Annotated in this window: 17 protein-coding genes; 8 read left to right on the top strand and 9 right to left on the bottom strand. The window is 67.8% G+C overall.

The features are described 5' to 3' along the window. Nucleotides 1-49 precede the first annotated feature (49 nt). Nucleotides 50-673, bottom strand: a complete 624-nt coding sequence (locus LRM40_RS09195; RefSeq protein ID WP_022980093.1) for a response regulator transcription factor — start codon at nt 671-673, stop codon at nt 50-52. Then, on the bottom strand, nt 670-3,249 hold the full coding sequence (locus LRM40_RS09200; protein ID WP_151125189.1) for a PAS domain-containing sensor histidine kinase: 2,580 nt from the start codon (nt 3,247-3,249) through the stop codon (nt 670-672). Before LRM40_RS09200 ends, LRM40_RS09195 begins: the two co-directional genes overlap by 4 nt. A gap of 228 nt (nt 3,250-3,477) precedes the next feature. Here LRM40_RS09200 and aceE point away from each other — a divergent pair, with 228 nt between their 5' ends. From aceE to LRM40_RS09220, 4 genes are all read left to right on the top strand, one after another. Continuing rightward, nucleotides 3,478-6,195: a pyruvate dehydrogenase (acetyl-transferring), homodimeric type gene (gene aceE, locus LRM40_RS09205; protein WP_151125188.1), complete on the top strand. Its 2,718-nt coding sequence runs from the start codon at nt 3,478-3,480 to the stop codon at nt 6,193-6,195. Nucleotides 6,196-6,215: 20 nt separating this feature from the next. Further along, entirely contained in the window at nt 6,216-7,877 is a 1,662-nt protein-coding gene (gene aceF, locus LRM40_RS09210) for a dihydrolipoyllysine-residue acetyltransferase (protein ID WP_231067481.1), read from the top strand. Between the two features lie 13 nt (nt 7,878-7,890). Further along, nucleotides 7,891-9,714: a dihydrolipoyl dehydrogenase gene (gene lpdA, locus LRM40_RS09215; protein WP_151122847.1), complete on the top strand. Its 1,824-nt coding sequence runs from the start codon at nt 7,891-7,893 to the stop codon at nt 9,712-9,714. 136 nt (nt 9,715-9,850) lie between these two features. Beyond that, complete coding sequence (locus LRM40_RS09220; protein ID WP_170288806.1) at nt 9,851-11,749, top strand: EAL domain-containing protein; 1,899 nt, start codon at nt 9,851-9,853, stop codon at nt 11,747-11,749. A 9-nt stretch (nt 11,750-11,758) separates the two neighbouring features. Here LRM40_RS09220 and LRM40_RS09225 read toward each other — a convergent pair whose 3' ends face one another. Then, entirely contained in the window at nt 11,759-12,304 is a 546-nt protein-coding gene (locus tag LRM40_RS09225; protein WP_151122852.1) for an NUDIX hydrolase, read from the bottom strand. A gap of 64 nt (nt 12,305-12,368) precedes the next feature. On the opposite strand from LRM40_RS09225, the gene maiA reads away from it, so the two are divergent. Next, nucleotides 12,369-13,001: a maleylacetoacetate isomerase gene (maiA, locus tag LRM40_RS09230; protein WP_151122855.1), complete on the top strand. Its 633-nt coding sequence runs from the start codon at nt 12,369-12,371 to the stop codon at nt 12,999-13,001. Then, nucleotides 12,991-13,776: a peptidoglycan editing factor PgeF gene (gene pgeF, locus LRM40_RS09235; RefSeq protein WP_231067482.1), complete on the top strand. Its 786-nt coding sequence runs from the start codon at nt 12,991-12,993 to the stop codon at nt 13,774-13,776. The genes maiA and pgeF overlap by 11 nt, the downstream gene beginning before the upstream one ends. Here the strand turns inward: pgeF and LRM40_RS09240 are convergent. Further along, entirely contained in the window at nt 13,708-13,998 is a 291-nt protein-coding gene (locus tag LRM40_RS09240) for a hypothetical protein (protein ID WP_151122858.1), read from the bottom strand. The genes pgeF and LRM40_RS09240 overlap by 69 nt on opposite strands. Before the next feature lie 170 nt (nt 13,999-14,168). On the opposite strand from LRM40_RS09240, the gene phaC reads away from it, so the two are divergent. Continuing rightward, nucleotides 14,169-15,791 carry a class I poly(R)-hydroxyalkanoic acid synthase gene (phaC, locus tag LRM40_RS09245; protein ID WP_151123054.1) on the top strand — a complete coding sequence of 541 codons (1,623 nt, stop codon included), beginning with the start codon at nt 14,169-14,171 and terminating at the stop codon, nt 15,789-15,791. Between the two features lie 153 nt (nt 15,792-15,944). Beyond that, complete coding sequence (gene phbB, locus LRM40_RS09250; RefSeq protein WP_151122860.1) at nt 15,945-16,685, top strand: acetoacetyl-CoA reductase; 741 nt, start codon at nt 15,945-15,947, stop codon at nt 16,683-16,685. 75 nt (nt 16,686-16,760) lie between these two features. Here the strand turns inward: phbB and LRM40_RS09255 are convergent, their stop codons facing one another. The 5 genes from LRM40_RS09255 to map all read right to left on the bottom strand — a co-directional run bounded on the left by LRM40_RS09255 (nt 16,761) and on the right by map (nt 21,990). Further along, entirely contained in the window at nt 16,761-17,399 is a 639-nt protein-coding gene (locus LRM40_RS09255; RefSeq protein WP_151122863.1) for a YitT family protein, read from the bottom strand. Continuing rightward, nucleotides 17,396-17,614: a DUF2788 domain-containing protein gene (locus LRM40_RS09260; protein WP_151122866.1), complete on the bottom strand. Its 219-nt coding sequence runs from the start codon at nt 17,612-17,614 to the stop codon at nt 17,396-17,398. Before LRM40_RS09260 ends, LRM40_RS09255 begins: the two co-directional genes overlap by 4 nt. After that, on the bottom strand, nt 17,615-18,346 hold the full coding sequence (locus LRM40_RS09265) for a DUF2189 domain-containing protein (protein WP_231067483.1): 732 nt from the start codon (nt 18,344-18,346) through the stop codon (nt 17,615-17,617). Nucleotides 18,347-18,523: 177 nt separating this feature from the next. Continuing rightward, nucleotides 18,524-21,106 (bottom strand): [protein-PII] uridylyltransferase, encoded by a 2,583-nt coding sequence (locus LRM40_RS09270; RefSeq protein ID WP_151123058.1) that lies wholly within the window; start codon nt 21,104-21,106, stop codon nt 18,524-18,526. Nucleotides 21,107-21,186: 80 nt separating this feature from the next. Beyond that, nucleotides 21,187-21,990, bottom strand: a complete 804-nt coding sequence (map, locus tag LRM40_RS09275; RefSeq protein WP_151122869.1) for a type I methionyl aminopeptidase — start codon at nt 21,988-21,990, stop codon at nt 21,187-21,189. Between the last annotated feature and the right edge of the window lie 128 nt (nt 21,991-22,118).

Here is a 22,118-nt window from a genome sequence, read left to right on the forward strand (position 1 = left end):
CCTGAAGGCCCCATGGTTCCCGATCGCGACAGGCGAAGTTGGCCTGGCGTCAGGCCTTGTGCGAGGCGCCCAAGGCGATCTTGAGCAGGTCGGCCACCGTGTTGGCGTTGAGCTTCTCCATGATGTTGGCCCGGTGGGCCTCCACCGTCTTGATGCTGATGCCCAGGTCATCGGCGATCTGCTTGTTCAGGCGGCCGGCGACGATGCGTTCCAGCACCTGGGCTTCACGCGTGGTCAGTCGGGCGAGCAGGGCGTCGCGGCTGGCGGCTTCCTGGTGGTGCGAGAAGGCCGCACGGGCCTGGTCCAGCATGCGCTCGACCAGGGACACCAGCTCCTCTTCCTTGAAAGGCTTCTCGATGAAGTCCATCGCGCCCTTCTTCATGGTGGTCACGGCCATCGGCACGTCACCATGACCGGTGATGAACACCACCGGCAGCGGGCTCTTGCGTTCCAGCAGACGGTCCTGCAGTTCCAGGCCGCTCATGCCATCCATGCGGATGTCGGCGATCAGGCAGGCAACTTCCCGGGGATCGAAGCGTGAGAGGAAGGACTCGGCGGACTCGAAGCACTTGACCCGGTAATCCTTGCCTTCCAGCAGCCATTGCAGCGAATCGCGAACGGCCTCGTCATCATCGACAACGTAGACGGTACCCTTTTTTGGAATCAGGCTCATGAAGCAGCAGCGTTGGGGTTGGACGCAGAAACATCCTTGGGCACCGCGGGCGCCGGCAGGCGATCTGCAGGGGGCGTCTGATCAACCGGCAGGGTGAAGGCGAACCTGCACCCGATGACCGTCGAACCATTGTAGAGGTTCTCCGCACGCATCCGGCCGTGGTGCGACTCGATGATCGACCGACACAGGGAAAGTCCGATGCCCAGGCCTTCGGCCTTGGTGGAGAAGAAGGCTTCGAAGAGGCGGGTGATGACCTCCTCGCGCATGCCCGGGCCGGCATCGGTGACCGAGAACTCGATCACGCTGCCCTCGTCGGGCGACTGCCGGGGCACCACTTGCAGCTCGATGTGGCGGCGCTCGGCCGGCATCTGGGCGGTGTCGATGGCCTCGGCCGCGTTCTTCAGCAGGTTCATCAGCACCTGCTCGATCAGGATGGGATCCACCCGCAGCAGCGGCAGGCGCTGGGCCACATAGGTGTGGATGGCCACCTTGCGCCGGCGCAGCTCGATGCCGGCCAATTCGACCGCGTCTTCGACGATGTCCTGGGCCTTGGCGGCCTGGCGCTGTGGCTCGCTCTTCTTGACGAAGGCCCGGATGCGGTGGATGACTTGGCCGGCGCGCTCGGCCTGGCGCGCAGTCTTCTGCAGCGCGGCCACCAGCTCCTCGGTATTGATGGCGTTGTTGCGCACCCGGCTGACGATGCCGTTGCAGTAGTTGGTGATGGCCGTCAGCGGCTGGTTGAGCTCATGGGCCACCGAGGAGGCCATCTCACCCATCGTCACCAGGCGGCTGGTGACCTGTGCCCGCTCGGCCTGCTGTTGGGCCTGTTCCTCCACGCGGCGGCGCGCGGTGATGTCGGTGGCGATCAGCATCTGGGCCAGGCGGCCGTCGGTCCACTGCAGGTAGCGGGTGCGCACGTCGAACCACATCTGCAGCGACTCGACATAGACCTCGCGCGGGTGGGTGCCGACCTCGGTCAGTTCCTGGGTGGGCAGGCCGGACATCGCGTCCACGTCGTCTTCCGGCACCTCGGTGTAGGCGGCGTCGCCATTGGCCAGCAGGTCGTGGCCACGCGCATCGGCGCCGAACCAGAGCCGGTAGGAACGGTTGGCGAACAGCAGCTCGCCCTGCTGCACCGAGAGCACCGACACCGCGGCGTCCAGGCCTTCCAGCACGGTGGTGAAGCGTTCGTGCGACGCGGAGAGCTGGTCGCGGATGCGCTTGGCCTCGGTGATGTTGGTCATCGAGGTCATCCAGCCGGTCTGCTGTCCGCGCGGGTCGATCAGCGGTGACACATACAAGCGCGCATCGAAGTTGGAGCCGTCCTTGCGCTGCACCTTGACCTCGATGCCGCCGGCCGGGCTGCGGCCCTGCAACTCCTGCTGGAAGATGCGCATGTGCTCATCCACCCGGTCGCTGGGCCAGTAGGGGAAGGGCGGCAGGGTGTCCAGCAGGTCGGATTCCGAATAACCCGTCATCGCGCAGAAGGCCGGGTTCACATAGGTCACGCGGCCGTCCATGTCGGTGGCCCGCATGCCGGTGAGCATGGAGTTCTCCATGGCCCGCCGGAAGTTGGTTTCGTTGATCAGCGCGTTCTGGATCTGGGCGCGCCGACGCATGTGGCGCCAGGTGGCCAGCAGGGTCCAGACGGTCAGGGCCGACAGGGCCACCACCATCCAGAACAGGGTGTTGCCCACCAGGCCCGCGGTGGTGCGGTAGCCCTGGCCCCGCAGCATCAGCCCGTTGGCGGCCGGGGTCAGCGGCAGGTCCAGGGTCATGGACGGCGGGGCGCTGCGCTGACCGGGCAGGTTGGTCACCGTGCTCACCAGCGGGCTGAAGTCCACGTCCAGGATGCTGACCGGGTGACGCACGGTCACCTCCGCAGGCACCGCCGTGCGCAGCAGGGTGTCCAGCCCGTATTCGGCCACCAGCACGCCCGCGAAGGCCCCGCGGTCGATGATGGGAACCTGCAACTGGAACACCCAAACACCGTCGACGTTGCGGAAGGGGCGGGAATAGGTGGGCTGGCGCATCGCGCGCGCTGCCTCGAGCGCCGCCTCCGACGCCTGGGGCACGCTGGCGGGGCCGTCGCCGTCCACGACAGCCGTTCCATGCTCGATGGCCGTTGCGTCCTCCAGGCCTGCGCCCGACTGCAGCGACTGCGTGGCGCGCAGTTCGCCCTTTGCGTTGAGCCAATTCAGGTAGCGCACGGCCGGCCGCGCCTGCAGGAAGCCGGCGGCCTGGGTGACGAACTGCTCGGGGGTGATCGCCCGGGTGGCCACTTCGCGCGCAATGCGCAACAGTTGCTCCTGGTTGTCCACCAGGTGAAGACGGATCTCCTGCTGCGCCACCTCGGTGTCCCGGCGCAGCGATTCTTCCGCCCGGCTGACTTCCTCGTTGCGCAGGTACCAGAAGGCAAAGGTGATGGCCGCCAGGAAGAGCAGCACCGAGGTCAGCGGCGCGAGGGTGGCCAGACGATCCTGGCGGGAAGGCGACTGGCGCCCCCACCAGCGCTGCAGGAGCAGGTTCAGCCGGCTGGATGGCAGCGGAGGAAAAACATCGCGGGGGGCTTGCATTGCTTGCGATTATCGAAGCCGGAATGGATGGGGATGCTGCGGCACAACATGCTTTTATCTGGGGTTTTCACGTAGAAAAGCGTTGTTTGGAGACCTTTTTCTTGTCGCATTATGAAATCAACGTTCGCTATTTGAAAATGGAAACGGGCTGTGCCACACTCCGCCCGCACACAAGTTCCCACCATGGCGGGAAGCCTCAGGCCAGCCCGCACAACTCAGGAGACACGCATGTCCGCTCTGCCCGAATCCTCCATGGGCACCCCGGCCGTCGATGCCGACAGCCAGGAAACCCGTGAATGGCTGGATGCCCTGAACGCCGTCATCCAAAGTGAAGGGCGTGAACGGGGGCACTTCCTGCTCGAGCAACTGCTGGAAGAGGCCCGTCAGAACGGGGTGGACCTGCCGTTCTCGGCCACCACCGGCTACGTCAACACCATCGAGCCGCAGGACGAGGCCCGCTCGCCCGGCAACCTGGAGCTGGAAGGCCGGCTGCGAGCCTTCATGCGCTGGAACGCCATGGCCATGGTGGTCAAGGCCAACCGCCTGCACCCCGAGGACGGCGGCGACCTGGGCGGCCACATTTCCTCTTTCGCCTCGCTGGCCCACATGCTGGCCGCAGGCTTCAACCACTTCTGGCACGCCGACGACACCGACCAGGGTGGCAAGCACGGCGGCGACCTGCTCTACATCCAGGGCCACAGTGCGCCCGGCATCTATGCCCGCGCCTTCCTGGAAGGCCGCATCAGCGAAGAGCAGCTCCTGAACTTCCGACAGGAAGTGGAGGGCAAGGGCCTGTCGAGCTACCCGCATCCGAAGCTGATGCCCGAGTTCTGGCAGTTCCCCACCGTGTCGATGGGCCTGGGCCCCTTGATGGCCATCTACCAGGCCCGCTTCCTGAAGTACCTGCACGCCCGCGGCATTGCCGACACCTCCGAGCGCAAGGTCTGGGCCTTCCTGGGCGACGGCGAGATGGACGAGCCCGAGAGCCTGGGCGCCATCGGCCTGGCCGCGCGCGAGGGCCTGGACAACCTGATCTTCGTCGTCAACTGCAACCTGCAGCGCCTGGACGGCCCGGTGCGCGGCAACGGCAAGATCATCCAGGAACTCGAAGGCGAGTTCCGCGGTTCCGGCTGGAACGTGATCAAGCTGATCTGGGGCAGCAACTGGGACCCGCTGCTGGCGCGCGACAAGGACGGCGCGCTGCGCAAGCTGATGATGGACACCCTGGACGGCGACTACCAGGCCTTCAAGGCCAACGACGGCGCCTTCGTCCGCAAGCACTTCTTCGAGCGTGATCCGCGCACGGCCAAGCTGGTCGAGCACATGAGCGACGACGACATCTGGGCCCTGCGCCGCGGCGGCCACGACGCCCAGAAGGTCTATGCCGCCTTCCACCGCGCCCACCACAACAAGGGCCAGCCCACGGTGCTGCTGGTCAAGACGGTCAAGGGATACGGCATGGGCAAGAGCGGCGAGGGCAAGAACACCGCCCACCAGACCAAGAAGCTGACCGACGAGGACATCAAGTACTTCCGCGACCGCTTCAACATCCCCATCCCGGACAGCGAGCTGCCCAAGATCCCGTTCTACAAGCCGGCCGACGACACCCCGGAAATGCAGTACCTGCATGCCCGTCGCAAGGAGCTGGGCGGCTACCTGCCGCACCGCCGCACCAAGGCCAGCGAGCAGTTCACCGTGCCGTCGCTGGACATCTTCAAGGCGGTGCTGGAGCCCACCACCGCCGGGCGCGAGATCTCGACCACCCAGGCCTATGTGCGCTTTCTGACCCAGCTGCTGCGCGACCAGGCCATCGGCCCGCGCGTGGTGCCCATCCTGGTGGACGAGGCCCGCACCTTCGGCATGGAAGGCCTGTTCCGCCAGATCGGCATTTACAACCCCAAGGGCCAGCAGTACACCCCGGTCGACCGTGACCAGGTCATGTACTACAAGGAAGAGACCAACGGTCAGATCCTGCAGGAAGGCATCAACGAAGCCGGCGGCATGGCCAGCTGGATTGCCGCGGCCACGAGCTACAGCACGAACAACCGGATCATGATCCCGTTCTACGTGTACTACTCGATGTTCGGCTTCCAGCGCATCGGCGACCTGGCCTGGGCGGCGGGCGACATGCAGGCCCGCGGCTTCCTGCTGGGCGGCACCTCGGGTCGCACCACGCTGAACGGCGAAGGCCTGCAGCACGAGGACGGCCACAGCCACATCCTGGCCGGCACCATCCCGAACTGCGTCAGCTACGACCCGACCTTCGCACACGAGGTCGCGGTGATCATGCACCACGGCCTCAAGCGCATGGTCGAGCGGCAGGAGAACGTGTTCTTCTACATCACCCTGCTCAATGAGAACTACGCGATGCCGGGCCTGAGGCCGGGCACCGAAGAGCAGATCATCAAGGGCATGTACCTGCTGGAGGAGGGCGCCAAGAAGACCCCGCGCGTCAACCTGCTGGGCTCGGGCACCATCCTGCGCGAGTCGATGGCCGCCAAGGCGCTGCTGGAAGCCGACTGGGGCGTGGCCGCCAACATCTGGAGCTGCCCGAGCTTCAACGAACTGGCCCGCGACGGCCAGGACTGCGAGCGCTGGAACCTGCTGCATCCGACCGAGACGCCCAAGGTGCCCTTCGTCACCGAGCAGCTCTCGGCCCACGCCGGCCCGGTCATCGCCTCGACCGACTACATCAAGAGCTACGCCGAGCAGATCCGCGCCTTCATTCCCAAGGGCCGCAGCTACAAGGTGCTGGGCACCGACGGCTTCGGCCGCAGTGACTTCCGCAGCAAGCTGCGCTGCCACTTCGAGGTCAACCGCCACTATGTCGTGGTTGCCGCCCTGAAGGCCCTGGCCGACGAAGGCAGCGTGCCCGCCACCGTGGTGGCCGAGGCCATTGCCAAGTACGGCCTGAACGCCGACAAGATCAACCCGCTGTACGCCTGACGCACCACGGAGACAAGAACATGGCATTGGTGGAAGTGAAGGTCCCCGACATCGGGGATTTCAAGGACGTCGCCGTGATCGAGCTGCTGGTCAAGCCCGGCGACACGGTCAAGGCGGAGCAGAGTCTGATCACGGTCGAATCCGACAAGGCCTCGATGGAAATCCCGTCGAGCCACGCGGGCGTGGTCAAGGAGCTCAAGGTCGCCCTGGGCGACAAGGTCAACGAGGGCAGCCTGCTGCTGCTGCTGGAAACGGCGGACAGCGCGGCTGCGCCGGCCCCGGCCGCAGCCCCGGCGCCCGCGGTGGCGGCACCGGTGGCCGCCCCTGCGGCGGCGGCGCCCGTGGCCACCCCGGCGGCCTCGGGCCCGATCGAGGTGCGCGTGCCCGACATCGGCGACTTCAAGGACGTCGCCGTGATCGAGCTGCTGGTCAAGGTGGGTGACACCGTCAAGGCCGAGCAGAGCCTGATCACCGTCGAGTCCGACAAGGCCTCGATGGAGATTCCCTCCAGCGCGGCCGGCGTGGTCAAGGAGATCAAGGTCGCCCTGGGCGACAAGGTCAACCAGGGCAGCCTGGTGGCCATCCTGGAAGGCGCCGCGTCGGCGGCCGCCCCCGCCCCCGCCCCGGTGGCGGCTGCGCCGGCAGCCGCGCCTGCGGTGGCCGCGGCGGCGCCGGCCGTCGCTGTCGCGGCGGCACCGGTCGCGTCGGCGGTGCCCGCGCACGAGCCCACCATCGCCCCCAGCGGCAAGTTGCCGCATGCCTCGCCCAGCATCCGCAAGATGGCCCGCGAACTGGGCGTGCCGCTGGCCGAGGTCCAGGGCAGTGGTCCCAAGGGACGCATCACCCAGGCCGACCTGCAGGGCTTCGTCAAGGGCGTGATGGCCGGCCAGGTGAAGACTGCCGCCCAGAAGGCCGCCGCACCGGCGGCCGAGCAGGGCGGTGGCATTCCCGGCCTGCTGCCCTGGCCCAAGGTCGATTTCGCCAAGTTCGGCGAGATCGAGACCGTGGCCCTGTCGCGCATCAAGAAGATCAGCGGTGCCAACCTGGCCCGCAACTGGGTGATGATCCCCGCGGTCACTTACCACGAGGACGCCGACATCACCGACCTGGAGGACTTCCGCGTCCTGGTGAACAAGGAGAACGAGAAGTCCGGCGGCGCCAAGCTGACCATGCTGGCCTTCCTGGTCAAGGCCTGCGTCAAGGCCCTGCAGAAGTTCCCCGAGTTCAACTGCTCGCTGGACGGTGACAACCTGGTCTACAAGAAGTACTTCCACATCGCCTTTGCGGCCGACACGCCCAATGGCCTGGTGGTGCCGGTGATCAAGGACGCCGACAAGAAGAGCGTGGTCGAGATCGCCGCCGAGTCGGCCGTGCTGGCCAAGAAGGCCCGCGACGGCAAGCTGGGCCCGGCCGACATGCAGGGTGCCTGCTTCACCATCTCCAGCCTGGGCGGCATTGGCGGCACCGGCTTCGCGCCGATCGTCAACGCGCCGGAGGTCGCCATCCTCGGCGTCAACAAGAGCGTGATGAAGCCGGTGTGGGACGGCAAGGCCTTCCAGCCGCGTCTGGTGCTGCCGCTGTCGCTGACCGCCGATCACCGCGTGATCGACGGCGCGCTGGCCACCCGCTTCAACGTCTATCTGGCGCAGCTGCTGGCGGATTTCCGCCGCATCGCCCTCTGAGCGGGAGCACAGCATGGCATTGATCGACGTGCGTGTGCCGGACATCGGCGATTTCAAGGACGTGGCCATCATCGAGGTGCTGGTCAAGCCGGGCGACACGGTGAAGGCCGAACAGAGCCTGATCACCGTCGAGTCCGACAAGGCCTCGATGGAGATCCCCAGCAGCCATGCCGGGGTGGTCAAGGAACTGAAGGTGGCCCTGGGCGACAAGGTCAACCAAGGCAGCGTGATCCTGACGCTGGAGGCAGCCGAAGCCGCTGCGGCGGCACCAGCCGCTCCCGCGCAGGCCCCCGTGCCTGCCGCTGCGGCACCGGCCCCCGCGCCGGTGGCGACCCCTGCCGCGGCCGGCAGCTACGCCGGCCCGGTGGATCTGAGCTGCGACGTGCTGGTGCTGGGCGGTGGCCCTGGCGGCTATTCCGCCGCCTTCCGGGCCGCCGACCTGGGCCTGAACGTGGTGGTGGTCGAGCGCTACCCGACCCTGGGCGGCGTCTGCCTGAACGTGGGCTGCATCCCGTCCAAGGCGCTGCTGCACGTGGCCGCGGTGATGGACGAGGTCAAGCACCTGGCTGACGCGGGCATTGCCTACGCCGAGCCGGCGGTGGACATCGACAAGCTGCGCGGCCACAAGGAAAAGGTGGTCGGCAAGCTGACCGGCGGCCTGGGCGCCATGGCCAAGATGCGCAAGGTCACCATCGTGCGCGGCTACGGCAGCTTCATCGACCCCTACCACCTGCAGGTGGACGAGACCAGCGGCCCCGGGCAGGACCGCAGTGGCGGCCGCAAGGTGGTCAAGTTCGGCCACGCCATCATCGCCGCGGGTTCGCAGGCCGTGCGTCTGCCGTTCTTCCCGGTCGATGAACGCATCGTGGACTCCACCGGCGCGCTGAACCTGAAGTCCGTGCCGAAGAAGATGCTGATCGTCGGCGGCGGCATCATCGGCCTGGAAATGGGCACCGTCTACTCCACCCTGGGCGCCCGCCTGGACGTGGTGGAGATGCTGGACGGCCTGATGCAGGGGGCGGACCGCGACCTGGTCAAGGTGTGGCAGAAGATGAACGCGCCGCGCTTCGACAACATCATGTTGAAGACCAAGACGGTGGGGGCCGAGGCCACGCCCGAGGGCATCAAGGTGAAGTTCGAGGCCGCCGACGGCACGACCAGCGAGCAGGTCTACGACCTGGTGCTGCAGGCCGTGGGCCGCACGCCCAATGGCAAGAAGATCGGTGCCGAGGCCGCTGGCGTGGCCGTGGGTGAGCGCGGCTTCATCCCGGTGGATGCCCAGCTGCGCACCAACGTGCCGCACATCTTCGCCATCGGCGACGTGGTGGGCCAGCCCATGCTGGCGCACAAGGCGGTGCACGAGGGCCATGTGGCGGCCGAGGTCATCGCCGGCACGGTCAAGGGCGACGCCACCCTGGCCCGCAGCCAGTTCGATGCCCGCGTGATCCCCAGCGTGGCCTACACCGATCCCGAGGTGGCCTGGGTGGGCCTGACCGAGGACCAGGCCAAGGCCCAGGGCATCAAGGTCAAGAAGGGCCTGTTCCCCTGGACGGCCTCGGGCCGCGCCATCGCCAACGGTCGCGACGAGGGCTTCACCAAGCTGCTGTTCGACGATTCGCCCGAGGCCCATGGCCACGGTCGCATCCTGGGGGGCGGCATCGTGGGCACTCATGCGGGCGACATGATCGGCGAGATCGCGCTGGCCATCGAGATGGGCGCGGACGCAGTGGACATCGGCGCCACCATCCACCCGCACCCCACGCTGGGCGAAAGCCTGGGCATGGCGGCCGAGGTGGCGCACGGCAGCTGCACCGATCTGCCGCCCCAGCGGCGCTGATGCAGGGATCGGCGGTCAGCCGCAACGCAGGGGACCTTCGGGTCCCCTTTTTTTCGCCCCGGCCATGCGGACGGCCCCGCTTTTCGAGGGCTCACCCCCTGAGCGCGCAGGGTATAAGAGCGGCAGAGGAGAGCCCATGAGTCTGATCCGCCAAATCTGGCTGCTGCTGCTGCTGACCCTGATCCTGGCCTTCGGGGGGGCCTTCGGCCTGTCGCTGGTGTCGGCCCGGGCCTCGCTGAGCACGCAGATCGGCCAGCAGAACCAGAACAGCGCCTTGTCGCTGGCGCAGATCCTGGGCCAGGACGGGCGTCTGACCGTGATGGCCGCCACGCTGGACCGCCAGTTCCAGCTCGGGGGCTATGCCCGTCTGCGCCTGCTCGATGCCCAGGGGTTGCCGGTGCTGGAGCGCGCCGCGGCACCGGTCGCCGACAGCGTGCCGGCCTGGTTCGCCCGCTGGGTGGATCTGGATCCCTTGCCCGGGCGCGCCGAGGTCATGGCCGGCCCCCAGCGTGCCGGCATGCTGGAGGTGCAGAGCAGCACCCGCTTTGCCCTGCAGGAGTTCTGGGCCGTGAGCCAGCGCAGCCTGGCCGCCATGCTGGCGCTGGGCGCCCTGATGGGGGCCGTGGGCTGGACCGTGCTGCGCCGGCTGCGCCAGCCCTTGGCGCGCACCGTCGAGCAGGCCCAGGCGATCACCGAGCGACGCTTCGTGACCGTCAGCGAGCCCGATGTCCCCGAGTTGCGTCAACTCACCCGGGCCATGAACGCGATGGTCGAACGGCTCAGGACGCTGTTCGACGAACAGGCCGGGCAGGTCGAGCACTGGCGCCGTCAGGCCCATGCCGACCCGATGACCGGGGTGTCCAACCGGGCCCATTTCATGACCCGGCTCAAGCTGATGCTGCAGTCCGAGGAACATGCCGCCGGCGGCGCGCTGCTGCTCGTGCGCGTGGGCGATCTGCAGGGCCTGAACCGCCGACTGGGCCGCCAGCGCACCGACGACCTCCTGCGCGAAACCGCCCACACCATCCTGGATTCGGTGGGGGGCGCCAGCGTCTTCGAGGTCGGGCGTCTGAACGGCTCCGACTTCGCGATCGTCCTGCCGGAAGTGAGCAGCCTGCGCGAACCCGCGATGGACGTGGTCAGCCGGCTGCGCTCGCTCTGGCGCGGCCAGCTGCCCCCGGTGTCGGCGGTGATCGGCGCGGTGCGCTGGTGGCATGGGGCCCCCATGTCCGCGCTGCTGGGTGCCGCCGACCATGCGCTGGCCCGGGCCGAGGCGCGAGGCCCCTTCGCGGTGGAGCTCGACGACAGTGGCGGCGCCTTGGCCCTGGGCGAAGACGCCTGGCGCCAGGTGCTGCGGGATGCGCTCTCCGCCGGGCAGGCCGCGCTGGCGGAGTTCCCGCTGATCGACATGAATGCCGCCGTGGTGCATCTGGAATGCCCCCTGCGCCTGCCGCTGCATGGGTCCACCGCCCCGACCCCGGCGGCCGAATGGCTGCCCATGGCCAAGCGCACCCAGCTGACCGCCCAGGTGGACCTGGTGGCGGTGGAGCTGGCCCTCAAGGCGATCGCCCGCGACAACATGTCCCGCGCAGTCAACCTCAGCCCCCGCTCGCTGCAGGACAGCCAGCTGATCCCGCGTCTGCGGACCCTGCTGGAAACACATTCGGCCAGCGCGCCGGGCCTGTGGCTGGAGGTCGACGAGCAGGGCGCACTGAACCAGTTGCCCTTGCTGCGCGAGCTGGTGGGCATGGCCCACGCCCGCAGCGCCCGCGTCGGGCTGGAGCATGCCGGTCACCATCTTTCCGATCCTTCCGCGCTGTTGGAGGCCGGTCTGGACTTCGTCAAGCTCGACGCCAGCGTGACGGAAGGCATGGCGCATGACGAGGCCTTGGGCCAGCACGCCGATGCGCTGGTGCGCATGCTGCACGGCATCGGCCTGAAGGTCTATGCCGAGGGGGTGGCCAGCGCCGATGACGCCGCCGCGCTCTGGCGCGCGGGGGTGGACGGCATCACCGGCCCGGCGGCCCGGCGCTGAGCAACAGGCTCAGGCGATGTCCAGGGTGTGGACGTCGTACTGACCGACGCGGCGGTTCTCGAAGAACAGGCGCAGGGTCTCGCGCACGGTGCGGAACGCTAGTTCATCCCAGGGAATTTCATCTTCCCGGAACAGCCGGGCTTCCAGGGTCTCCGGGCCCGGGTCCAGGTGCAGGTCCAGCATCCGGGCACGGTAGAACAGATGGACCTGGCCCACACGCACCACGTTGAGCAGGGTGAAGAGGCCTTCGAGTTCGACGTGGGCGCCGGACTCCTCGACGGTCTCCCGCAGTGCCCCCTCGGCCGTGGTCTCGCCCAGCTCCATGAAGCCCGCAGGCAGGGTCCAGAGCCCGTGCCGGGGCTCGATGGCGCGTCGGCACAGCAGCACCTGGTCCTGCCACACCGGCACGGTGCCCACCACGTTGAGCGGGTTCTCGTAATGCACCAAACCGCAGGCCGTGCAGGTGGCCCGGGGGCGGTTGTCATCCGGCGGCACGCGGTAGTCGGTGGGGGCACCGCAGACGCGGCAGTGGCAGATGGAGCGCACGGGCAGCATGGCGTCAAAGTGTACCGGGGCCCATGGCATGATGAGCTGCCGAACCTCAGATCGCCCTTGCGAGATGGAACTCTTCAACTACTTCCGCTCCTCCGCGTCCTACCGGGTGCGCATCGGTCTGGCCCTCAAGGGGCTGGACTACACCTACCGCCCCGTCCACCTGGCCAAGGGTGAGCAGCACGGCGAGTCCTACGCTGCGGTGTCCGCCACCCGGCTGGTGCCGCTGCTCGTCGATGGCGAGCTGCGCCTGCACCAGTCCCTGGCCATCCTGGAGTATCTGGACGAGACCCATCCCGAGCCGCCGCTGCTGCCCCGGGATCCCGCCGAGCGGGCCCGGGTGCGCGCCTTGGCGATGGACATCGCCTGCGAGATCCATTCCCTGAACAACACCCGGGTGCTGCGCTTCCTGGTCAAGGACCTGGGTCTGTCGGACGAGGACAAGCTGCGCTGGTACCGTCACTGGGTGGAGTCGGGTCTGGTCACGCTGGACGCCCAACTGGCCCAGGCCCCGGCCCGTTACGCCTGTGGCGATCTGCCCGGCCTGGTGGACTGCGTGCTGGTGCCCCAGGTCTTCAACGCCCAACGCTTCGACTGCCGGCTCGACCACGTGCCCCAGGTGATGCGGGTGTTCGATGCCTGCATGGCCCTGCCGGCCTTCGACAAGACCCAGCCGAAATACTGCCCCGATGCCGAGTGAGCGCCATCCCGACTGGCTGGTGGCCGACGGGCTGCCGGCGCAGGTGAGGGGGCTGATGGCCACCCGGGCCGGGGGCGTCAGCCAAGGTGCCTGTCAGGGGCTGAACCTGCGGCCCGTCGGGCTGCCGGGGGGCACCGCGGACGACGCCGCCCACATCCGCGAGAACCAGCGGCGCTTCGCCGCCGCCCTGGACGGCGCCGTGCCGGTCTATCTGAACCAGGTGCACGGGGCCGATGCCGTGCGCCTGCACCGGGCCGAACTGCCCGCAGCCGGCGAGCACCCGGTGGCCGATGCCAGCTTCACGACCGACCGTGGGGTGGCCTGCACGGTGCTGGTGGCGGACTGCCTGCCGGTGCTGCTGGCCGCCCCCGACGGGCGCGGGGTGGCCGCCGCCCACGCCGGCTGGCGGGGCTTGGCGGGCGGCGTGCTGGAGCGCACCGTGACCGCCTTGTGCGAGGCTGCGGCCTGCGAGCCGTCGGAGCTGTCGGCCTGGCTGGGCGCCTGCATCGGTCCGGAGCGCTTCGAGGTGGGTGAGGAGGTGCGGACAGCCTTCCTCCGGCAGCCCTCCCACACGGCCGAGCGCTTTCGCGCCACCGGCACCGCCGGCAAGTGGTGGGCCGATCTGCCCGGACTGGCGCGGGAGCGCCTGGGGCATCTCGGCTTGCATCGGGTCAGCGGCGGTCAATGGTGCACGGTCAGCGAACCGTCACGGTTCTTCTCGTTTCGGCGCGACCGGGACACCGGCCGACACGCGGCTGCCATCTGGATCGTCTGAAATAGGCCCCGAGGCTGCGGCGGCCTCGGCCTGTTCCGTCATGCGCAGCCTGGCCCGCCGGCGGGCCGGTGTGCCCAGGATGTAGAGCACGACCGACAGCGGGATGACGCCATACAGCAACAGCGTGAAGAGTGCCCCCAGCACGCTGCCCTGGGGAGAGGTGGCTTCCACGAGTGTCATCAGCACAACGACGAAAGCCCATGCAATGGCGACGATATACATTCGAGTCGGAAGGATGAGAGTGGGGTCGGCAATGCCGACTCACCCGTCCATTGTGGGGGCATGACGGAGACGCGAGCGTGGTGACCAGGAAGAAGTCCGAGAAGTCCGAACAAACCAAGCCGGGCTCCCAGCCCGATCCCGCCGAAGCCTTCGGCTCCGCGGTGGGGGAGATGTGGAAGTCGCTGTCCGCGCTCAGCATCCCGCAGGCCGCCTTGTCCGAGCTGCAGGCCGATTACCTGCGCGACGCCACGCTGCTGTGGAACAGCGTGCTGGGGCCGGCCGCAGGCGAGTCGGGCGCGCCACTGCCGCCGGTCAAGGACCGACGCTTCAGCGCGGCAGACTGGCAGGCCCAACCCAGCACCGACTACGTGGCACGGATGTACCTGCTGAACGCCCGCACGCTGATGCAGATGGCCGAGGCGGTGCAAGCCGACGAGAAGACCAAGGCCCGGGTGCGCTTTGCCGTGCAGCAGTGGGTGGATGCCGCCAGCCCGGCCAACTACCTGGCCTTCAACCCGGAAGCCCAGCGCAAGGCGCTCGAAACCGGCGGGCAGAGCATCGTCCAGGGCATGCAGCTCCTGTGGAATGACCTGCGCCAGGGCCATGTCTCGCAGACCGACACCACGCAGTTCGAGGTGGGCCGCAACGTGGCGACCACCGAAGGCGCCGTGGTCTTCGAGGATGAGCTGTTCCAGCTGATCGAATACAAGCCGTTGACCGCCAAGGTGGCCGAGCGGCCGCTGCTGATGGTGCCCCCGTGCATCAACAAGTACTACATCATGGACCTGCAGCCGGCGAACTCGCTGGTGCGCTACGCGGTGGCACAGGGCAACCGGGTGTTCATGCTCAGCTGGCGCAACCCCGACGAGGGTCTGGCCAACCGGAGTTGGGACGACTACGTCGAGCAGGCCGTCATCCGCGCCATCCACACGGTGCAGGCGCTCTCCGGGGCCAAGCAGATCAACACCCTGGGCTTCTGCGTCGGTGGCACCCTGCTGGCCACGGCCCTGGCGGTGCTGGCGGCGCGGGGCGAACACCCCGCCGCCTCGATGACGCTGCTGACCGCTCTGCTCGATTTCAGCGACACCGGCATGCTCGATGTCTTCATCGACGAGGCCGCGGTGCAGCTGCGCGAGGTCACCATCGGCGACAAGGCCCCGGGCGGCCCCAAGCTGCTCAAGGGCCAGGAACTGGCCACGGCTTTCAACTTCCTGCGCCCGAACGACCTGGTGTGGAACTACGTGGTCGGCAACTACCTCAAGGGCGAGATGCCCCCGGCCTTCGACCTGCTGTACTGGAACGGCGACAGCACCAACCTGCCGGGGCCGATGTACTGCTGGTACCTGCGCAACACCTACCTGGAGAACCGCCTGCGCGAGCCCGGGGCGCTCACCGTCTGCGGCGAACGCCTGGACCTGGGCCTGCTGAAGCTGCCGATCTACCTCTACGCCTCGCGAGAGGACCACATCGTGCCTTGGCAGAGCGCCTATGCCTCGACCCGTTTGTTCCAGGGGCCGCGCCGCTTCGTGCTGGGGGCGTCCGGGCACATTGCCGGGGTCATCAACCCGCCGGAGGCCCGCAAGCGGTCGCACTGGACGAACGACTCGCTGCCGGACCAGCCCGACGCCTGGCTGGCGGGTGCCCAGGAACACGCCGGCAGCTGGTGGACGGACTGGTCGGCCTGGCTGGCGCCGCACAGCGGCCGTCAACTGACCGCGCCCAAGACCTACGGGGGGCGCGGTTATGAGGCCATCGAACCGGCCCCCGGCCGCTACGTGAAGGCCTCGGCTTGAGCGAGGTCAAGCCGCTCATCACCCTCGGTCCAACATCATGCAACTTGGGCTTTGTTGCAGTGCAAAGGGATTGTCCCGAGGGTGTGACGCGCCGGCAGGCCCGATAGTGTTCTTCAAGCAATATCCATTGACACACCAGAGGAGAGACAGACCATGACGCAGCAACGGGTGGCCTACGTGACCGGAGGGATGGGAGGCATCGGCACCTCCATCTGCCAGCGCCTGGCCAAGAACGGCTACAAGGTGATCGCCGGCTGCGGCCCCAGCCGGGACTTCCAGAAGTGGCTGGACGAGCAGAAGGCCCTGGGCTACGACTTCCACGCCTCCGTCGGCAACGTGGCCGACTGGGACTCCACCGTCGAGGCCTTCAAGGCCGCCAAGCAGGCCCACGGCCCGATCGACGTGCTGGTGAACAACGCCGGCATCACCCGTGACCGCATGTTCCTGAAGATGAGCAAGGAAGACTGGGACGCGGTGATCAGCACCAACCTGACCTCCATGTTCAACGTCACCAAGCAGGTGGTGGGCGACATGGTCGAGCGCGGCTGGGGCCGCATCGTCCAGATCTCCTCGGTGAACGGTGAGAAGGGGCAGGCCGGCCAGACCAACTATTCGGCCGCCAAGGCAGGCATGCACGGCTTCACGATGGCGCTGGCCCAGGAACTGGCCGCCAAGGGCGTGACCGTCAACACCGTGTCGCCCGGCTACATCGGCACGGACATGGTGCGAGCCATCAAGCCCGAGATCCTGGAGAAGATCGTCGCGAGCATTCCGGTCAAGCGTCTGGGCGCGCCGGAAGAAATTGCCTCCATCGTCGGCTGGCTGGCCGGCGAGGACTCCGGCTTCACGACCGGTGCCGACTTCTCCTGCAACGGCGGTCTGCACATGGGCTGAGCCCCTCGACCGGTGGCAAAACGGGCGCCTTGGGGCGCCCGTTTTCTTGGGTGCTGCTCGCCAGGTTCGACCGGTTCAGAAGGCCGTGTAGCGCCCCGGCTTGTGGTTGACGGCCAAGGCGAAGTTCATGGCAGCCGCCCCCAGGACGGACAGCAGCAGGCGCTGCACATCCACCCAGGGCAGGGACGCCAGCAGGATGGTGGCGTCCAGCATCAGCTGGACCTTGCCTGCCCGCCAACCGAAGCGTTCCTGCAGCCACAGCACCACCGCGTTGAGCCCACCCAGGCTGGCGCGGTGGCGGAACAGGATGATGAAGCCGGTGCCGATCATCAGACCACCGCCGATGGCGGCGAAGAGGGGCTGCACCATCTCCAGGCGCAGCCAGTGAGGCATCCATTCGCTGAGCAGGGCCAGCAGACTCACCGCCAGCAGGGTCTTGACCGTGAAGCGCGCCCCCAGGCGGCGCCAGGCCAGCCAATAAAAGGGCAGGTTGATGACGAAGAACACCGGCCCGAAGGACCACCCGGTGGCCAAGCGGGTCAGCAAGGCCAGGCCCACGGTGCCGCCGGTCATCAGCCCAGCCTGGCGGAACAGCGTCAGCCCCACGGCCACGAACAGCGTACCGATCAGCAGGGCCTGCACATCCTCGAACAGGGTGTGGCGTTGCGTGGTGGCGGCCTCGGTGGCCGCTGCGGAAGACGCGGCGGCGCTCATTCGATGACGCCCGCCAGGAAGAACTTGATCAGGCCCTTGGCCGCAAAGCCCAGCAGACCCACTCCCAGGCCCAGCAGCAGCACGAAGGTGCCGAAGCGACCTGCCTTGGATTCCCGGGCCAGCTGCAGGATGATGAACACCATGTACAGCATGAAGGCCGTGACCCCGAAGGTCAGGCCGAACCAGGCAATCTGTTCTTCCGAAAAACCGAACATCTATCCATCACGGCCTGCCCGGGCAGAACCGTCCACTACATCCCGGTAGACATGCCAGCTGGCATGCCCCAACCAGGGCACGATCACGATCAATCCCAGCATGGCCGTGGCCATGCCCAGGGCGGTCAGGCCCATCAGCAGGGCCGCCCAGAAGGCCATGGCGGCAGGGTGTTCCAGGATCACTTTCCAGCTGGTGAACACGGCGCCCATCACCCCGATCGGGCGATCCAGCAGCAAGGGCATGGCCACCACTGTGGAGGCGAACACCGGTGCGGCCAGCAGGGCTCCCAGCGCCAGCCAGGATTCGAACACCAGTCCTTCCGGCGCCAGCACCACATAACGCAAGAAATCTTCCAGCGTATCGAGGTGTCTGGGCACCAGACCGGTGACCAGCAGGGCCGAGGTCAACACCCAGCCCGTGCCTGCAAAAGCCAGAAGGATACCGAAAACCACGAGACGACCGTCCCGCAGTGCCCAGCATGACATCGCGGTGTGCAGCGTCGGTGACAGACCTCGCTCCAGATCGCGGCTGATCGCGTACAGGCCGGTGACCAGCAGCGGGGCGATCAGCAGGAAGCCGGTGAAGGCCCCGATGAGCAGCCAGAAGTGGCGCCAGCCCGCCGCGACCAGCAGTGCGCCGAACAGGCTGACCGCCAGGCCGTGCAGCAAGCCGGGCAGGGGGCAGCGCATGAAATCCCGCCATCCCCGTCCCAGCCAGGCCAGCGGCTGCAAGAGGGGAAGGGCCCGGACCCGGTAGCTGCGGGATTCGATCAAAGCCTTCTCGGCCAGGTGGATGGACATGGCGGCTCTCCTGACAGACATGCTCACCGCGCCAAAAGAGGGCGCTGTCCAAGTGTCAATGTCAGGGCTGCCCCACGCCACCGGGTTGGTCCCGAGACGCCGAGGAACTCAGCGCGGCGGCGTCAGGGCGTCCAGCAGCTCGCTCTCGACCTGCAACTGGATCTTGGGCTGCTGCATGGCCTGACCGCAGACCAGGAAGGTGTCCTCCACCCGCTCCCCCAGGGTGGTGACCTTGGCCAGCTGCAGGCTGATCTCATGGCGGCCCAGCACCCGGGCGATGGCGTAGAGCAGGCCCGGCCGGTCACTGGCACTGATGGACAGCAGCCAGCGCTGGCGACGCTCGTCCGGTCGCAAGGCCACCCGCGGTTTGACCGGGAAGGAGCGCACCCGGCGCGAGACGCGGCCGCGCAGGCCCGCCTCCGGCAAGGGGGCCGTGCTGGCCAGGGCCAGGGTGGCCTGGGTTTCGACCAGGGAAATCATGTCCCGGTAGGTTGCCGGTTCGGGATCGTCCATGGTGGAGCTCACCACCTGGAAGGTGTCCAGCGCGTAGCCCTTCTTGGTGGTGTGCACCTTGGCATCCTGGATCGAGAAGCCGGCGCCGTCGAAATAACCGCAGATGCGCGCGAACAGGTCGGGACGGTCGGGCGCATAGACCAGCACCTGTAGCCCTTCGCCGACGCTGGAGGGCCGCGCCCGCACGATGGGCTCCTGCGTCTCCAGGTAGCGCCACAGCGAACGTGCATGCCAGGCGATGTCCGAGGCATCGTGCCGCGCGAAGTAGCTCAGTTCCAGCGTGGCCCACAGCGGCTCTTCCGTGCCCGGCAGGGCCGAATGCAGGGCCAGCAGATGGCGGGACTCCTGCTTGCGGGCCTCGATCTCGGCGTCGGCATTGGGCGCGGCCCCGCCCAGGGCCCGCAACGTCATGCGGAAGAGATCTTCCAGCAGCTTGGACTTCCAGGCGTTCCAGACCTTCGGGCTGGTGCCGCGCACATCGGCCACGGTCAGCAGGTACAGGCCGGTCAGCCGACGGGCATCGCGCATCTTCTGGGCGAAGCGGGCCACCACGTCGGGGTCGGAGAGGTCTTCCTTCTGGGCCACGCGGCTCATGGTCAGGTGCTCGCGCACCAGGAACTCCACCAGGCCGGTGTCGGTCTTGTCCAGGCCGTGGTCGCGGCAGAAGCGCCGCACCTCCACCGCCCCCAGTTCGGAATGGTCCCCACCGCGCCCCTTGGCCACATCGTGGAAGAGGGCGGCGATGTAGAGCAGCCAGGGCTTGTCCCAGTTGGCCGCCAGCTGGCTGCACTGCGGGTACTCGTGGGCGTGCTCGGGGATGAAGAAGCGCCGCACATTGCGCAGCACCATCAGGATGTGCTGGTCCACGGTGTAGACATGGAACAGGTCGTGCTGCATGCGCCCGACGATGCCGCGGAAGACCCAGAGGTAGCGCCCCAGCACCGAGGTCTGGTTCATCAGACGGAAGGCGTGGGTCTGGCCTTCGTGCTGCTGCAGGATCTCCATGAACAGCGCCCGGTTGAACGGGTCGCGCCGGAAGGCGCCGTTCATCACGCTGCGGGCGTTGTACAGGGCGCGCAGGGTGCGGGCCGAGAGGCCCTTGATCCCCGGCGTCTGCTGGTAGATCAGGAAGGTCTCGAGGATGGCGTGCGGGTTGTCCAGGTACAGCGTGTCGCTGACCACCTCCAGCATGCCGGCACGGTCCAGGAAGCGGGCGTTGATCGGCCGCATCGGCGCGCTCTCGGAAGCGTTCACCCGCTCCTCGATGTTGAGCATCAGGATCTGGTTGAGCTGCGTGACCGCCTTGGCCGCCCAGTAGTAGCGGTGCATCAGCACCTCGGAGGCCCGCTCGCTGCCGCTGGCGTGGAAGCCAAAGCTCTCGGCCACGGCCGTCTGCAGGTCGAAGACCAGCCGGTCCTCGCGTCGGCCCGCCACCAGATGCAGCCGGCAGCGGATGAGCTTGAGGATGCCTTCGTTGCGTTGCAGCTGCTTGACCTCGAAGGGCGTGATCAGGCCCTTGGCCGCCAGTTCCGCCCAGGTCTTGCCCAGGCGCGCGGCGCGGGCCACCCACATCACCACCTGCAGGTCGCGCAGTCCGCCCGGACTTTCCTTGCTGTTGGGCTCCAGCGCGTAGGGCGTGTCCTCGTACTTTTCGTGGCGCTGGCGCATTTCCAGCGTCTTGGCGCGCAGAAAGGCCTCCGGCTCCACCGAGGCCAGGGTGCGGTCGACGAACTGCTTGTAGACCTTGCGGGTGCCGCACAGCAGGCGGCTCTCGAGCAAGGCCGTCTGCACCGTCACATCGGCCTTGGCCTCGGTGATGCATTCGGCCAGCGTGCGCACCGAGGAGCCGATCTCCAGCCCCACGTCCCAACAGGCCGTGATGAAGTCCGACACCGCAGACTTGACCGCCTCGTCGCGCGCCTGGGCCTCGGGCAGCAGCACCAGCACGTCCACATCGGAATAGGGAAACAGCTCGCCACGCCCATAGCCCCCCACCGCGATCAGCGCCGCCTGGGAGGGCAGGGCAGCCTGGTGCCACAGCTGGGCCAGCGTGGTGTCCACATGCTTGGCCAGGGCCTTCATCAGCCGCGAGGCACTGGTCACCGTCGGGCGGGCCTCGCGGAAGTGGTCCAGCAGCTCCGCCTTGCCCTGCTTGAAGCGCTGGCGGATCTCGCTCATCGGGAGCGGGCCGGCCGGGGCCGGTGCGGGGGCGATGCTGTCGTCGTCGCGGGCCATGGAACTGCGGGGCCGGGAAACGTTCAGCCGGTCACGAAGGCCGGCGGCTTGGGGGTGCCGGCGGACACGGTCAGCACCTCGTACCCGGTCTCGGTCACCAGGACCGTGTGCTCCCACTGTGCCGACAAGGAGCGGTCCTTGGTGACGATGGCCCAGCCGTCAGGGCCTTCCTTGATCTCGCGGCGCCCGGCGTTGAGCATGGGCTCGATCGTGATGGTCATGCCGGCCTTGAGCTCGTCCAGCGTACCCGGGCGGCCGTAGTGCAGCACCTGGGGTTCCTCATGGAAGCCGCGGCCGATGCCGTGGCCGCAGAACTCGCGCACCACCGACAGGCCGGCGTTCTCGGCAAAGGTCTGGATGGCGTGACCGATGTCACCCAGGCGAGCGCCCGCGCGCACCTTGACGATGCCCTTCCACATGGCCTCGTAGGTCAGCAGGCACAGGCGCTTGGCCACCATGGAGCCTTCGCCGACGATGAACATGCGGCTGGAATCGCCATGCCAGCCGTCCTTGATCACCGTGATGTCCAGGTTGACGATGTCGCCTTCCTTGAGCGGCTTGTCGTTCGGGATGCCGTGGCAGACCTGGTGGTTCACCGAGGCACAAATCGACTTGGGGTAGGGGCGGTGCCCCGGCGGCGCATAGTTCAGCGGCGCCGGAATGGCCTTCTGCTCGTGGACGATCAGGTCGTGGGCCAGCTTGTCCAATTGGTTGGTGGTCACCCCGGGCTTCACATGCTCGGCCAGCATGTCCAGCACTTCGGACGTCAGGCGCCCGGCCACCCGCATGCCTTCGATGTCGGCTGCGCTCTTGATGGAAATCGTCATGGGCTGAATTATCCCATCGCATCGTAAAATTGACGGTTTCCATGGCCAGGGCAGTGCCATCACCCAGGGACTGCCGAGGTCAACGCCACCCCGGGCTGCCACGCACGCGCCGCCTCAGACCGCCGCCA

The sequence above is a fragment of the Ideonella dechloratans genome, assembly GCF_021049305.1.
In the GTDB taxonomy this organism is placed as follows: Bacteria; Pseudomonadota; Gammaproteobacteria; order Burkholderiales; family Burkholderiaceae_C; genus Ideonella; species Ideonella dechloratans.